Below are 15,558 nucleotides of genomic sequence, written 5' to 3' on the forward strand. Positions count from 1 at the left end.
CTCGGAACGTCGCCCCGTGCCTTGGCAAGCATGAACGCAAGCCCACTGCCAAGGACTGGACTACTGCGATGCAGCGCCGCTCGTCGTAGGCTGCCCCGCGGGCGCATTCTGCTGCAGCCATTGCAGTGACTTCATCCCCGCGCGGCCATCGGGTGTCAGGCCGGCGTCGCGCTGGATGGATTTCAGGGCCTCGCGGGTACGCGCGCCTATCAGGCCATCGGGCTGGCCGATATCGAAGCCGCGCGCGATCAACAGGGTTTGCAGCTCGCGCCGTTGGGCGCGTGAGAGGCCGGGATCGTCGGTCGGCCACGCATGTACAAACGGCCCACCGCCGCGCAAACGATCCGACAGGTGCGAGATCGCCAATGCGTAGCTTTCCGCCGCGTTGTAGGAATATATCGCGTCAAAATTCCGCGTCACCAAAAACGCCGGACCCGAAGGGCCTGCGGGCAATAACAACGCGACCTGCATATCGCCCGTTGGCAATGCGCTGCCATCGGCCTTTTTGACGCCCTTTGCCGCCCAGGTGGATATGGGCTGTTTGTTGCGGCGTCCGGCGCCAGAGGTATCCATGCCATCAGGCAGACTCACCTCAAAGCCCCAAGGCATATCGGGCTTCCAGCCGGCGCGTTTGAGGAAATTGGCGGTGGAGCCCAGCGCATCGGGTACGCTATCGACCAGATCGCGACGGCCATCGCCGTCAAAGTCTACGGCCAATCGCAGATACGTTGAGGGCATGAATTGCGTCTGGCCAAATGCGCCCGCCCACGAACCATTCAGGCGCTCGACGCCCAAGTGTTCCTGCTGGATGATCTTCAGCGTGGCAAAGAACTCGCCACGGAAATAGCTTTGCCGGCGGCCGACACATGACAATGTCGATAACGATGTCAGCAACGGACGTCCGCCCAGGATTTTGCCGAAATTGCTTTCCACGCCCCACACGGCGACCACGGTCGCCGGATCTACACCGAACTGAGACTGCGCACGAGACAACTCGGCCTGCCACTGCTGCAAGGCGAGCTTGCCGTCGGCAACGCGCTCGTCGTCAACCAGCGAAGCCATGTAGTCCCAGATCGGCGTCTTGAACTCGGGTTGCGCGTCCAGCAGAGGCAAGACGCTCAGGTCTGGTTCCAGGTCTTTGGTGTAGGTATCGTAGGTGCTGGCCGATACGCCTTGCTTGATCGCCTGGCCACGCAATTGCGACAGGCACTGAGCGAAATCGGCCGAACTATAGGCGGTTGCCGAAGCGGCCTCGACCGCGGCATTGCCGGCCGTAGCGGCCGATGCCAGCGGTGCAGCGCCCGCCCACAGCGCGAGAGAGATAAAGGGCAAGGAATATCGTAGTGTCATGGGCGGGATTTTATAAGCTGGCGCAAAAAATAGCCGACTGGCGAGGTGACGCCATAGTATCGCGCTGTAACCGGCCTGACACGCTCGATCTGCCCTCCCCCCTTTTCACCGTAACAGCGGCCCAATAGTTGACAGACCATATCGGGCCGCCTGCCGATGCCTATCGATCAAGTCGGAGGAATACCCGCGCTCTCTACCGCCCGATGCCAACGCTCACGATCCTGTTGCAAAAAGGTAGCAAACTCTGCCGGTGTATTACCTACTACCTCAACCCCGTCATTGCTCAGACGCTTCGCGATTTCTGGTTTTGCCAGCACGTTGCTGACCGCCCGTTGCACCTTGTCCAGCACCTCGGCAGGCGTGCCCTTTGCCGCGCAAAGCCCTGTCCATGGCACCAGATCCAATTTGGGCAGGCCGACCTCCGACACAGATGGAATATCCGGAAACGCCGTCAACCGTTTCGGGTTCACGGCCGCCAAGGCACGCAACTGGCCGCTTTGCACATACTGGTACGAGCTGATGGGTTGGTCGAAGATGACCTGGACTTCGCCCGACACCAGATCGCTCAACGCCTGACCGGTGCCCTTGTACGGGATGTGCAGCATTTTCACATCTGCCAAATGCTGCATGGCCTCGCCTACCAGGTGGCCAGCCGCGCCGACTCCCGAAGACGCGAAACTCAGTTTGCCCGGATTCTGCTTCGCATAGTCGATGAACTCCTGCATGGTTTTCACAGGCACCTTGGCATTGACCAACGCCAAATAAGGCGTCATCCCAACCAAGGTCACGGGCACAATGTCGGTTGCGGGCTTGATCCGCAGGCTGGGATATAGAAACGGCTGCACCGACATGAAACCCGTTGTGCAAACCAGTAGGGTATGCCCATCCGGCTCGGCCTTGAGCAACGCATCGGCAGCGATATTGCCGTTGGCCCCTGGCTTGTTTTCAATCACGACTTGCTGGCCCAGTTCTTTACTCAACTCCGGCGCAATCAAACGCGCAATCAGATCGTTCGATCCGCCGGGCGAAAAACCGACCAGAATATGAATAGGCTGAGTTGGAAACTCGGCCGCAAGAGCGCTGGCCGCCATCATCGATAGTGCCGCACCGATCGTCTTGATCAGTAACATGCTGCGTTTGGTTTTCATTGATTCCCCTTGTAGCCAAACATGTGGATGTGGACGCAAAACGCCCACCGTCAAGAAAGCACTGCGCGAGCGCGCGCAATACGTCGACACCCTTCCAGCAACTGCGCGTCGCTGGCCGCGAAAGACAGACGGAAGTGGCTGGGAATTCCATAAGCACTTCCCTGCAGCACGGCCAGGTTCTCTGTATCGAGCAAATGCATCACCCACTCATCGCTGTTGTTGATCACACGCCCGTCCGGCGTTTTCAGGCCGAACAAGGCATCGCAAGCGGCGAAAATATAAAAAGCGCCCTCGGGCCGATAGGCCTGGATACCATCGATCTCGTTCAGCGCCTGAACCACCAGGTCCCGCCGTGCCTGAAAACTGCGGCGGCTGGTCGCAATGAAGTCCTGCGGCCCATTCAACGCGGCAACAGTAGCGGCCTGTGCAATGGCGTTGGGGTTGGACGTGCTCTGCGATTGCAGCTTGACCATGGCTTTACACAACTCGATAGGCGCGGCCCCATAGCCGATACGCCAGCCCGTCATGGCATAGGATTTCGAGACGCCGTTGATGGTCAGCGTACGATCCCTTAGTTCGGGTACGACTTGAGCCATCGTGCAAAATTCGCGGCCGTCGTAAAGCAAGTGCTCATAAATATCGTCGGTCATCACCCATACTTGGGGATGGCGCTTCAATACCTCACCCAATGCCACCAGCTCGTCGCGGGTATACGTCGCGCCGCTGGGATTATTGGGCGAATTCAACAGCAACCAACGTGTGCGTGCTGTGATGGCGCGCTCGAGATCCTCGGGTTGCAGCTTGAATCCCTGCTCGGACTTGCCCGTGACGAAAACCGGTTTGCCATCGGCCAGCAACGTGATGTCGGGATACGACACCCAGTACGGTGCCGGAATGATCACCTCGTCGCCTGGCTCCAGCGTGCTCATCAGCGCGTTGAACACGATTTGCTTGGCGCCCGTGCCCGCCACGATTTCGTTAACGGCGTAATCCAGCCCGTTCTCACGCAACAATTTTTGCCGAATGGCCTCGCGCAACTCTGGCGTGCCGCCTACATCGGTATAGCGGGTTTTGCCTTGCTGCATGGCTTGCCAGGCGGCTTCCTTGATGTGTTCGGGCGTATCAAAATCCGGCTCACCCGCCGTCAGGCCAACAATATCGCGCCCTTGAGCCCGCAATTCTCGGGCACGTGCGCCAGCCATCGAACTCGGGGAAGGCTTGATGCGTTGCAGACGGGAAGATATGGCAATCATGCTTGCGGACCGTTGTCATGGAAAAGACAAAAGTATGTGGCAGGTCCTCGCCAACGGCGTAACGAATAATCGGCAGTCCGGGCTATTCCTTTTTTTCCTGCCTTGGCTGACAATCACTTGCGTGAAATTCGTTCTGATTGTTTTGCGGCCGACCCACCCTCTCAAACCTATGAATCCCACATTCAAGCAGCTCGAAGCGTTTTATTTCAGTATCAAGCTGGGCAGTTTCAATGCTGCGGCCGCTCGATTGCATACGACGCAGTCCGCGATCTCCAAGCGCGTGAGCGAACTCGAAACCATGTTGGACGGCCTGGTCCTGCACCGCAGGCCGGCAGGATTGGCGCTGACCAGCCTGGGCCATCGCTTATTGCCGCTCGCCACCCAATCCATACAGCTGCGTACGCAAATCGAAGACTTGGCCGGCACCGAGCAGACCATCAAGGGCGTATTACGCATCGGCGTCACAGAGCTGATCGCGCTGACATGGTTCAGCCGCCTGATTCAACAATTGCATATCAGCCACCCTGAGCTGCGGCTGGAGCCGCTCGTGGAGTCTGGGGTCACCCTATTTCGCAAGGTGGAGTCGGGGCGGCTGGATCTGGCCATCATGGCCGGGACCTACTGGAAAAACGGCTATACCACCGTACGCGTCGGCCAGACTCAGGACTATTGGATGGCAGGTGCGCATGTGTCCATCCCCAACCGTCCGCTGCAACCTGCGGAATTCGCCAACTATCCCGTGCTGGAACAAGTCGAAGACTCTGCAAAGAATCGTTTTTACGCGGCGTGGAGAGCGGAAAACGGTTTTGTATTTGGCCCGGTATTCACGACCAACAGCCTGGTGGTGCGGCGTGAAATGGTGGCCTGTGGCCTGGGCATCAGCCAGATGCCGCTCGATTATGTGAGGCAGGATATCGATAGCGGTGTGCTGAAAATCGTACGCAGCAATCCCATGCCGCCCGAGACCATCTACAGCGCCGTGTGCCACGAGGACAGCCGCAGCCCCGCCGTCGATCTGGTCGTCAACAAGGCTATCGAGCTATGCGATTTTTCGTGCAGGCCGGAATACCCCAGCGCGGATAATGACCTGAATCCCACGATTCCGCTGCGTTAACGGACAGTCCCCTGCAGCGCTGCCAGCTCTGCCTCGTCGAACCCCGCCAACCGGCGCGCCTCGAGATTGAACGGTCCGCGCAGCTTTGGGGCGCTATAACGCTGCGCCAACTCAGCATAGCAAGCCACAGGATCCAGCCCCTGCTGATCGCAAAGATAACGAAACCATTGATTCCCAATCGCCACGTGCCCGATCTCGTCACGCAGGATGATGTCCAGGATAGCGCCGCCGTCCTTGTCCCCGGCGCTGATCAGCTTGTCACGAATGAGCGGCGACGCATCCAGGCCGCGGGCCTCGAGGGTGCGCGGCACGAGCGCCAGGCGGGCCAGCAGATCATCGCGGGTTTTTTCCGCCATTTCCCATAGCCCGTTGTGCGCAGGAAAGTCGCCATAAACGTGACCCAAGGTGCCTAGATGGGTATTGAGCAGGTCGAAATGATAGGCCTCCTCACGCGCCACCCGCAGCCAGTCGCGGTAGAAACCTTCGGGCATGCCCGGGTACCGCCACACGGCATCCAGCGCCAGGTTCACCGCATTGAACTCAATATGCGCGAGCGCATGCAACAACACGGCGCGGCCCTCACGGGATTGCACAGAGCGCTGTTTGACCTGTTGAGGCGGTACGAGCTCGGGCGCGTCAGGGCGTCCGGGTAAATTGACAGGCTCGTCCAACACCAGGTCGGTACTAAGCACGGCATCGTCGCAAATAGCTCGGACAGCAGCCAATTTGTCCGGCCAGGCTCTCGCAGCCAAGGCTGACAGTGCCTGGCTACGCAGATCGGGGCGAATCATGGCGGAAATCACAGTATCGGTCATACAAAAAGAGAGAAAATCATCACCGTGCGATGGGTGTGCTCCATAGTAACCACAATGCCGGTATCACGGATTGCGGCAACTCGTCGGCCAGACTTTATCATTACGCCATGACCTCTCCCGCTCGCCTCGGCATCGCCACCTCGTTATCCCAAATAGACCCGTCCGAATGGAACGCGTTGGCGGGCAATCAGCCATTTGTGCGCCACGAGTTTTTGTCGGCACTACATGAGACAGGCTGCGCGTGCCCCGATACGGGCTGGGCACCGTACTACTTGGTACTACGCCGCGACGAGCGTCTAGTCGGTGGCGTACCACTCTATTTGAAATCCCACTCACGCGGCGAATACGTTTTTGATTACGCCTGGGCGGATGCCTTTGAGCGGCATGGTTTGCGCTATTACCCAAAACTGTTGAGTTCAATTCCGTTTACACCGGTCGGAGGATCGAGGCTATTGGCCGGCACGCAAGAAGACCGTCTGACCTTGGCGCAGGGCTTGATTGAATTGGCACAGGGATTGAAGGTCTCTTCGCTGCACATGCTTTTCCCTGACGAAGACGATTTGCTCGCGCTGCGCGAGGCCGGCTATATGGTGCGCGAAGGGGTGCAGTTTCATTGGCGCAATGCGGGATATGCGCATCTGGATGATTTTCTGGCGGCGTTGAATCACGACAAACGAAAAAAAATCCGCCAGGATCGCAAAAAGGTCCTTGAGGCAGGCGTCGAGTATCGCTGGCTGCACGGCACGCAAATCGATGCGCAGTCCCTGGATTTTTTCTATCGCTGCTATGAGCAGACCTATTTTGCGCACGGCAATGCACCCTATCTGAGCGCAGAATTTTTTGAACGCCTGCATCGCGAGATCCCCGACACCCTGGTATTGATTGTGGCAGTACGAGACGGACAACCCATCGCCGCAGCCTTGAACATGCGGGGCGGCGACACGCTGTATGGGCGTTATTGGGGATCGCTGGAATTTGTCTCGGGCCTGCATTTCGAGACCTGCTATTTACAGTCGATCGACTACTGTATCCAACATGGACTGGCCAGTTTCGAGGGTGGCGCGCAAGGCGAGCATAAGATGGCGCGGGGCCTGCTGCCCACGCCTACGTGGTCGGCGCATTGGATTGCTGATGCCAGATTCGCCGCAGCAATCGAGGACTTTCTGGAACGCGAGACACAGGCTGTAGACGGGTATCTGGGCGAACTGGAAGCCCACACACCCTTTCGGCGCGTACCCTGATTACAGAAAGTGATCGAGCAAGCGCCGGCTGTGTTTGTCCAGCGCGGCAACATCGCGGATCAGATAATGAATGCCATGGCTATCGTCGATCAACAAGGTCTGGCCAACCAGGCGGCGGATGTCTTCCTCGCCTTTTAGCGTGAACGACGTGTCTCCCCTATCTGTCTGAACGTCCCATACAGAGGGCGTGGCGTAGGTGGACACCGCGTTAATGCGCAGAATTTCCGGCATGAATTCGCGGCTGGCCAAAGCATCATTTACCTGCTGCTGCGTTTCGCGAGGCAAGTCGTCCAGCGTGTCCAGCCACAGCAGCTCGTATCCGTCCGCACTCACAATCGAGATGCCATGCAGCGGATCGCTGATCGGAAACGCCCGCACGACTTGAACGTCCTCGTGTGCCTGACCATCGGATGATACGTATACCCAGCGGCCCGAGACATTGAGACGCAAGGAAAACGCCGGCTTAGTATTGTGCATCGTCGTCCTCCGAGGGCAGATCATTTTCGTTGGTGCGAGCCTGGGCCTGATACAGCCGGTAGTACGCCCCCTGTCGAGCCATGAGTTCTTCGTGCCCGCCCTGCTCGATGACGCTGCCGTGATCCAGCACCACCAGACGATCCGCACGGCGCAAGGTACTGAGACGGTGTGCGATGGCGATCGTCGTCCGTCCACGAACCAGATTGTCCAAGGCTTTCTGGATTTCTTTTTCTGTCGTCGTATCGACCGATGAAGTGGCTTCGTCCAGGATCAGTACGCGAGGATCGATCAACAACGCCCGCGCGATGGAAATGCGTTGACGCTCGCCACCCGACAGCGCTTGGCCTCGCTCGCCGACCAACGAGTCATAACCATGCGGCAGGCGCAAGATGAAATCATGTGCATGCGCCGCACGCGCCGCCGCCACGATCTCGTCGCGTGTCGCTTCCGGTTTACCGTAGGCAATGTTTTCCGCGATGGAACCAAAGAACAAAAACGGCTCTTGCAATACGAGACCGATGTTGCGCCGATAATCCGCAATGCGCAGCAAACGAATGTCGGTATCACCCACGAGGATGGCGCCCTCGGACACGTCGTAAAAGCGGCAGATCAGGTTGATCAAAGTGCTTTTCCCTGACCCGCTGTGGCCTACCAGCCCGATCATTTCTCCGGGCTCGATACTCAGATTCAGCCCTCGAATCACCGAGCGATTGCCGTAGCGGAACGCCACGTTTCGCAGCTCGATACGACCATCCACTCGCTCCAGCCGTGCAGGGACGGCAGGCTCGGGAACACTGGATACATGGTCGAGAATATCGAAGATCCGTTTGGCGCCTGCAGCCGCCTTTTGCGTGACGGACACGATGCGGCTCATCGAATCGAGCCGCGTATAGAAACGGCCGATATAGGCCAGGAATGCTGCCAGCACCCCTACCGTAATCTGTTTGTTGGCGACTTGCCAAATACCGAACACCCATACGATGAGCAAGCCGATTTCCGTCAATAGCGTGACGGTGGGCGAGAACAGCGACCACAAGCTATTGACGCGATCGTTGACCTCGAGGTTGCGGTTATTCGCCAGCCGGAAACGCTGAACCTCGCGCTTTTCCTGGGCAAAGGCCTTGACCACGCGAATACCGGGAATCGTATCGGCCAATACGTTCGTGATCTCGGCCCAGATGCGATCGACTTTCTCGAAACCATGGCGCAGCCGATCACGCACTGCGTGAATCATCCAGACGATAAAGGGCAACGGTGCGAGCGTGACGAGCGCCAACCAGGGATTGATCGACACCAGGATGGCTGCCGTCATGGCGATCATCAACACATCGGTCGCGAAATCCAGCAGATGCAAAGACAGGAAAACGCAGATGCGATCGGTCTCGCTGCCGATGCGGGACATCAGATCGCCGGTGCGCTTGCCGCCAAAATACTGCAACGAGAGTTGCTGCAAATGCTCGTAGGTCGTGGTGCGCAGATCGGCGCCGATGCGCTCGCTCACCCAGGCCAGGATGTACGTGCGCGCCCATCCCAAGCCCCACGCCAATAATGCCGACAGCAACAAGCCGCCCAGATACCAGCGCACCAAACCATGATCGATCGGCGTGCCGTTCTGAAATGGAATGAGCACATCATCCATCAAGGGCATCGTCAGATAAGGCGGCACCAGCGTGGCGGCCGTCGCCAGCAAGGTCAATATGAATCCAACGATCAAGGCTGCACGATAAGGCCTCGCAAAACGCCACAAGCGCAATAGCGCCCACGTCGACGTGGGCGGCTCGATCGCCTGCTCACAGGTCTGGCACTCGGCATCCTCCGCTGACAGCGGCTGACCACAGCCTGAACAGCGCGGTTTGTCGTCAAGTACCGTGCTGTGCTGCCGCGCCTCGAACTTTGCAAGTAAACGCAACGCTGCGGAATTATTTGCCAACGTAAAGCACCAAACCCCTAGCCCCACATCGCCCTCATTCAGCGACAAGACCGCAGCACCCGCATGATCATGCAAGCTCAACCGCAACGTCGACGTCAGCCCCCATTCGCGCCACTGCTCATGGTCGGGGGATTTCGCCAGCAATCGTTGATTGGTCAATACAACCAGGCCAGGCCGGAAACGCAGGCGAGTGTCCAGATCGGTTTCCAAGCAGGCCAGAATGGCTTCGCCGGGCGCAAGGCGGGACCGCATTGCGTCGTACAGGGCAGCGTGAGGCTGCCCGGAAATGCCCAAAAAAGGCGGCTTGTTTTTCATGAATGGGGGTCCGGCGAGGCCGGGAAGGCGGCCTGTCCCTTCCTTACAACAGCACGAGTTTATCGGCGTAAAAAGGCGGCGTATAGTAGCAGCCGGATTTATCAATTTCCACTACTAGGAATCATCCCAGCCCAGGCTTCGGCTTCGCATTCTGCACGACATCCCCGCCACATTGTGGGGCCCCCTGTCCGCCGACGCTCCTCCCCCCTCCTCGACCATGAACGATAAAGACATTGAATTTCTCGATGTCGTGGCTTTGCGCGGCCCGAACATTTGGACTTACCGCCCGGTTCTTGAAGCCTGGGTGGACATTGGCGCCCTGGAGGACTATCCGTCGAACCTGATTCCTGGGTTTTACGAACGGCTCTCATCCTGGCTGCCAGGCCTGATCGAGCATCGATGCAGCCCTGGCGTACGGGGCGGTTTTTTGCAGCGCCTGCGCGAAGGCACCTGGACGGGCCATATCCTGGAACACGTAACGCTGGAGCTGCAAACGCTGGCCGGTCTGCCGGGTGGCTTTGGCAAGGCGCGGGAGACCTCGCGGCGCGGTGTCTATAAAGTCGTGGTGCGAGCCTGGCAGGAACACGTCACGCGTGCGGCCCTGGACGAGGCGAGAGCCCTGGTATTGGCTGCCATCAAAGACCATGATTTTGACGTTGATCGCGCGGTAGCGCGGTTGCATGATCTGGTCGATACGCACTGCCTGGGCCCCAGCACCGCCTGTATTGTCGACGCCGCCGACGATCGCGATATTCCTTGCATAAGGTTATTCGAAGGCAATCTGGTCCAGTTCGGCTACGGCAACCGCCAGCGACGCATCTGGACAGCCGAGACTGACCGCACCAGCGCGATCGCAGAAGGCATCTCGCGCGACAAGAACCTGACCAAATCCTTACTGTCCGAGTGCGGTGTACCCGTGCCCGAAGGCCGTGAGGTCGACACCCCCGAAGCCGCTTGGGAAGCCGCCCAGGATATCGGCCTGCCCGTGGTAGTCAAACCCTGCGACGGCAACCATGGCCGGGGAGTTTTCACCAACCTGACCACCGAAGCCGAGGTCTTATCCGCCTACGCTGTCGCCGTAGACGAAGGCAGCGGCGTCATCGTGGAGCGTTTTGTGCAGGGTAATGAGCACCGCCTGCTGGTCGTAGGAGACCGCCTGGTTGCCGCCGCCGCGGGCGAACCGGCCTGGGTGACCGGCGATGGCCAGCACTCCGTCGACGAACTGGTCGAGCTGCAACTCAATACGGACCCCCGGCGCGGCCGCACGGAAAACCACCCTCTGAACAAGGTACGGCTGGATTCCGCCGCCCGCCTGGAACTGACGCGGCAATCTCTGTCGGCCGACAGCATTGCCGAGCACGGCAGGCGCGTCCTGATCCAGCGCAGCGGCAATGTGGCCTTCGATGTCACCGACCGCGTACATCCCGATACGGCCCACACCGTGGTGCTGGCCAGCAAGATCGTCGGGTTGGATATTGCTGGCGTGGATCTGGTCGCCGAAGACATCTCAAAGCCCCTGGAGGAACAACGCGGCGCCATCGTCGAAGTCAACGCCGGCCCCGGCCTGCTCATGCACCTGAGGCCTGCCGACGGGACGCCACGCCCGGTCGGCCGAGCTATTGTTGACCACTTGTTCCCAGAGAATGACGACGGCCGTATTCCTGTTGTCGGCATCACAGGCACCAACGGCAAAACCGTGGTGGCGCGATTGGTAGCTCGCCTGCTGTCCTTGTCCGGCCGGCAAACGGGTTTGGCGTGCAGCGAAGGACTTTATGTTGGTCCCCAGCACGTGCAAACCGGCGACTGCGCAAATTGGGAAAGCGCTCGGCGGCTGCTGATGAATCGTCGTACCGAAGCCGCCGTGATCGAGAACGACAGCGCGGTGATACTCGGTCAAGGGCTGGCTTACGATCGATGCCAGGTAGGCGTGGTGACCAACATAGGCCAGGGCGATCATCTGGGCGATTTTGACATTCAGGACACCGAGCGTCTGGCCAATGTGTTTCGCACGCAAGTCGACGTTGTGCTTCCCACGGGCACTGCCGTCCTGAATGCACGAGATCCGCTGGTCGCGGAAATGGCTCCGCTATGTGACGGCGAGGTGCTGTATTTCAGCCCGGATGCCAATCTGGCGGTGCTGCGCGCGCATCTCGAGCTGGGCCACCGCGCGGTTTTCGTGCGGGACGGCAACATCGTGCTCGCCACGGGCCGCGATGAAACCTTGCTGGCCCGCGTGGCCGACATCCCGCTCACGCATGGCGGCCGCGTTGGCTTTCAGATCGAAAACGTTCTGGCAGCGGCAGGAACTGCCTGGGCGTTGGGCATCCCGGAGTCCATCATCCGCGCGGGTATCGAGGCTTTTGACGTCGACCAGGCTGATGCGCCGTGGCAATTCACGTTGTTTGAACGCAGGGGTGTCACGGTGGTGGTGGATGACGCTCACAACGCGTCGGGGCTGCAAGCATTGCTCGATGCCGTGGAGAATTTTCCCGCTGAGCGGCGTTGCGCGGTCTATGCCGCGGGAGCAGATCGGCGCGATGCCGACCTCGTCGAACAGGGGCGATTGCTCGCCCAGGCGTTTGATCACGTGGTGCTGTATGACGACGCCACTGTGAATAGCCGCCGGCCGGCTGGCGAGGCGCGTGCGCTATTGCGCCGGGGACTGGCGCAAGCCGCATTGGAATTCTCTAAAACGATCAGGATCGAAGAAGAACCGGATCATGCTCGTGCCATTGATCAGGTGCTGAATGCTATTCAGTCAGGCGACTTTGTCCTCCTGCAATCTGACGAGCGCTATTCCGGTCCCACCATCGATCGCGTGCGTCACTGGATTCAACAATAAATAACAACGCCTCGCACAGGACTCTAGACTATGGAAGTCTCCCGTATTCGCGCCCTGCGCGGCCCCAATTTGTGGAGCCGCAATACCGCTATCGAAGCCATCGTCACCTGCGACGATGCCGAGTGCGCCATCGATGAATATCTACCCAATTTCGAGGCCGAGCTACGGGCTCGATTTCCGCAGATTGGCCGGCTGCGTCCTGACGGCCATCAGGGCGCCCTCTCGATCGCTCACGTTTTGCAGGACACCGCATTGGCGCTGCAGGCCCATGCTGGCTGCCCGGTAACGTTCGGGCGTACAGCAGCCACCATTGAGCCCGGCGTATTCCAGGTCGTCGTCGAATACAGCGAAGAAGACGTGGGGCGGCGCGCCATGGAGGCGGCCACGCAACTGCTGCAGGCGGTACTGGCGGGCTCGCCCTTTGATGTGCCGGCGGTCCTGGCCGAGTTGCATGAGATGGACGAAGACGTGCGCCTGGGGCCCAGCACGGGCTCTATTGTCAATGCAGCGCTGGCGCGCAATATTCCCTTTCGGCGGTTGACGCAAGGCAGTATGGTGCAATTCGGCTGGGGCAGCCGGCAACGCCGTATTCAGGCCGCTGAGACGGATGCGACCAGCGCGATCGCGGAATCCATCGCGCAGGACAAAGACCTGACCAAAATGCTGCTGCATGCAGCGGGCGTCCCCGTTCCCAGAGGGCGTTCTGTGTCAGACGCCGAATCCGCATGGCAAGCAGCACAGGAGCTTGGCGGCCCTGTCGTCGTCAAGCCTCGGGACGGCAGCCAAGGCCGCGGCGTTGCTGTCAATATCGAGAGCCGCGAACAGGTCATTGCCGCGTATGAGGTCGCCGCCGGGATCAGCGACGAAATCATTGTTGAACGCTACATCCCCGGCCACGATTTCCGGCTGTTGGTCGTGGGAGATAGTCTGGTCGCCGCAGCGCGCCGTGATCCCCCTCGAGTGACCGGCGACGGACGCCACACTATCCGCCAGCTCGTCGAACAGGTGAACGCCGATCCCCTGCGCGGCGATGGCCATGCGACGTCTTTGACGAAAATCCGTTTTGACGACATTGCGTTGGCCACCCTGCAAAATCAGGGCTATGACGCCGATGCTATCCCTGCGGCCGGGACTTTGATCACCTTGCGCAATAACGCCAATCTCAGCACGGGAGGATCAGCGACGGACATGACCGACGAGGTCCATCCGGAGTTGGCGGCCCGTGCTGTGACGGCAGCGCGCATGATAGGGCTGGATATTTGCGGCGTGGATGTGGTGGCGGAGACGGTGCACCAGCCCCTTGAGGAACAGCATGGTGGTGTCGTCGAGGTCAATGCTGCGCCGGGTTTGCGCATGCATTTGAATCCCTCGTTCGGCAAAGGCCGTGCTGTCGGTGAGGCGATTATTTCCAGCATGTTCGCCGACGGCGATAACGGCCGCATCCCCATCGTGGCAGTGGCCGGCACCAACGGCAAGACAACGACGGTACGATTGACTGCGCACTTGCTCGCCAGCGCGGGACATCGCGTCGGCATGACGAATTCCGATGGGGTCTATGTGGGCTCGCGCTGCATCGATACGGGCGACTGCAGCGGCCCTCGCAGCGCGCGCCGCATTCTCGCGCACCCCGATGTCGATGCGGCCGTATTCGAAACCGCACGTGGCGGCATTTTGCGTGAGGGCCTGGCCTTTGATCGTTGTGATGTCGCCATCGTGACCAATCTGGGCATGGGCGATCATCTCGGGCTGGGCTATATCAGTACGGTAGAGGACCTGGCGGTCGTCAAACGCGTGATTGTGCAATACGTGCATGCGGGCGGCGCTGCAGTACTGAATGCCACCGATCCTGCCGTCGCCAACATGGCGATCGCATGTCCCGGAACGGTGGTGTACTTTTCCAATGATCCGACGCATCCGTTGATCGGTACGCATCGCGCTCAAGGGCACCGCGTGGTTTACCGTGATGGCCCCCTCATTGTCGCTGCGCAAAAGGACAGCGAAATCACAATTGCGCTCAGTGATATTCCGTTGACGCGCAACGGCAGCATCGGGTTTCAGGTAGATAACGCCATGGCGGCAATGGCCGCCGCATGGTCTCTCGGCATTGATTGGGCGGTTATCCGGTCGGGGCTTGCGACATTTGTGAGTGATGCGTCGACCGTACCCGGCCGCTTTAATGTGTTCGACTACAAGGGCGCGACGGTCATTGCCGACTACGGTCATAACCCTGACGCGATCCAGGCGCTGGTGCAGGCGATCGACGCCATGCCTGCGCAACGGCGCAGCGTAGTGATCAGCGGCGCCGGAGACCGGCGAGACGAGGACCTGCGGCTGCAGACCGAAATCCTGGGCGATGCATTCGACGAAGTCGTGCTGTACGAAGATCAATGTCAGCGTGGGCGGGCCGATGGAGAAGTATTGGCGCTCTTGCGCGAGGGCTTGAGCGCCGCGCGCCGTACCCGGCATGTGCAGGAAATCCATGGTGAATTCCTGGCCATCGATACTGCGCTGGATCGTTTATCAGAGGGTGACTTGTGCCTGGTGCTGGTGGATCAAGTCGATGAGGCGCTGGCACACCTGCAGCGCAGAATCGCGGCAGCTGAACATCCCGTGCAGGCCTGCACCAACGTCGCAACCGGCTGCGAATAGCACCCTATCTCTGCCCATAATTCGCCGAAATGTCGTTACAACTTTCCGTCAAAATCGCATAAAACTTTACTAATCAGTAACTGCCCCTGGGGCCGTCGCGCTCCCGCATCTCAGTGCGGGAATCGCTACGGCCCTATTTACATTTACCAACAGCATCGTTTGACAGCCCGCCGGGGTGGCTCGTAGGGTGGTAACACGCTCATCAACCCGGAGGATCACTATGAACAACGATATCGTTGCAGGAAAGTGGAAACAATTGACCGGTAAAGCCAAGGCGGCCTGGGGCGAACTGACCGACGACGAATTGACTCGCGTCGAAGGCAATGCTGAACGGCTGAGCGGTTTGATCCAGGAACGTTACGGCAAAACCAAGGAAGAAGCCGAAAAAGAAGTCCGCACTTTTTTCGACGCCAATCGCTAATGG

General features: G+C 59.5%; 11 protein-coding genes. 5 read left to right on the plus strand and 6 right to left on the minus strand.

Annotation, left to right across the window (positions count from 1 at the left end):
• Positions 1–60 precede the first annotated feature (60 nt).
• From ACNA0J_RS11620 to ACNA0J_RS11630, 3 genes are all read right to left on the minus strand, one after another.
• Positions 61–1,323 (minus strand): lytic murein transglycosylase, encoded by a 1,263-nt coding sequence (locus ACNA0J_RS11620; RefSeq protein WP_415819130.1) that lies wholly within the window; start codon positions 1,321–1,323, stop codon positions 61–63.
• A gap of 194 nt (positions 1,324–1,517) precedes the next feature.
• Entirely contained in the window at positions 1,518–2,498 is a 981-nt protein-coding gene (locus ACNA0J_RS11625) for a Bug family tripartite tricarboxylate transporter substrate binding protein (protein ID WP_415819019.1), read from the minus strand.
• Positions 2,499–2,548: 50 nt separating this feature from the next.
• The gene (locus ACNA0J_RS11630) at positions 2,549–3,751 is read right to left on the minus strand and encodes a pyridoxal phosphate-dependent aminotransferase (RefSeq protein WP_415819020.1); all 1,203 of its coding nucleotides are present in this window, start codon (positions 3,749–3,751) and stop codon (positions 2,549–2,551) included.
• Positions 3,752–3,920: 169 nt separating this feature from the next.
• Between ACNA0J_RS11630 and ACNA0J_RS11635 the strand changes: the two genes are divergently transcribed.
• The gene (locus ACNA0J_RS11635) at positions 3,921–4,865 is read left to right on the plus strand and encodes a LysR family transcriptional regulator (RefSeq protein ID WP_415819021.1); all 945 of its coding nucleotides are present in this window, start codon (positions 3,921–3,923) and stop codon (positions 4,863–4,865) included.
• Here ACNA0J_RS11635 and ACNA0J_RS11640 read toward each other — a convergent pair.
• Positions 4,862–5,680: a ferritin-like domain-containing protein gene (locus tag ACNA0J_RS11640; protein ID WP_415819022.1), complete on the minus strand. Its 819-nt coding sequence runs from the start codon at positions 5,678–5,680 to the stop codon at positions 4,862–4,864. The genes ACNA0J_RS11635 and ACNA0J_RS11640 overlap by 4 nt on opposite strands.
• 107 nt (positions 5,681–5,787) lie before the next feature.
• On the opposite strand from ACNA0J_RS11640, the gene ACNA0J_RS11645 reads away from it, so the two are divergent.
• Positions 5,788–6,921 carry a GNAT family N-acetyltransferase gene (locus tag ACNA0J_RS11645; protein ID WP_415819023.1) on the plus strand — a complete coding sequence of 378 codons (1,134 nt, stop codon included), beginning with the start codon at positions 5,788–5,790 and terminating at the stop codon, positions 6,919–6,921.
• Here the strand turns inward: ACNA0J_RS11645 and ACNA0J_RS11650 are convergent, their stop codons facing one another.
• On the minus strand, positions 6,922–7,398 hold the full coding sequence (locus ACNA0J_RS11650; RefSeq protein ID WP_415819024.1) for a cyanophycin metabolism-associated DUF1854 family protein: 477 nt from the start codon (positions 7,396–7,398) through the stop codon (positions 6,922–6,924).
• Positions 7,385–9,643, minus strand: coding sequence for a cyanophycin metabolism-associated ABC transporter (locus ACNA0J_RS11655; protein WP_415819025.1), 2,259 nt, complete (start codon positions 9,641–9,643; stop codon positions 7,385–7,387). Before ACNA0J_RS11655 ends, ACNA0J_RS11650 begins: the two co-directional genes overlap by 14 nt.
• 217 nt (positions 9,644–9,860) lie before the next feature.
• Here ACNA0J_RS11655 and cphA (ACNA0J_RS11660) point away from each other — a divergent pair, with 217 nt between their 5' ends.
• From cphA (ACNA0J_RS11660) to ACNA0J_RS11670, 3 genes are all read left to right on the plus strand, one after another.
• Positions 9,861–12,485, plus strand: coding sequence for a cyanophycin synthetase (gene cphA, locus ACNA0J_RS11660; RefSeq protein ID WP_415819026.1), 2,625 nt, complete (start codon positions 9,861–9,863; stop codon positions 12,483–12,485).
• Between the two features lie 30 nt (positions 12,486–12,515).
• Positions 12,516–15,134, plus strand: coding sequence for a cyanophycin synthetase (cphA, locus tag ACNA0J_RS11665; RefSeq protein WP_415819027.1), 2,619 nt, complete (start codon positions 12,516–12,518; stop codon positions 15,132–15,134).
• Between the two features lie 220 nt (positions 15,135–15,354).
• Complete coding sequence (locus ACNA0J_RS11670; protein WP_094820351.1) at positions 15,355–15,555, plus strand: CsbD family protein; 201 nt, start codon at positions 15,355–15,357, stop codon at positions 15,553–15,555.
• Positions 15,556–15,558: the final 3 nt, after the last annotated feature.

Origin of the sequence: Bordetella tumbae (genome assembly GCF_965139195.1) — a bacterium.
Classification (GTDB): domain Bacteria; phylum Pseudomonadota; class Gammaproteobacteria; order Burkholderiales; family Burkholderiaceae_B; genus Bordetella_A; species Bordetella_A tumbae.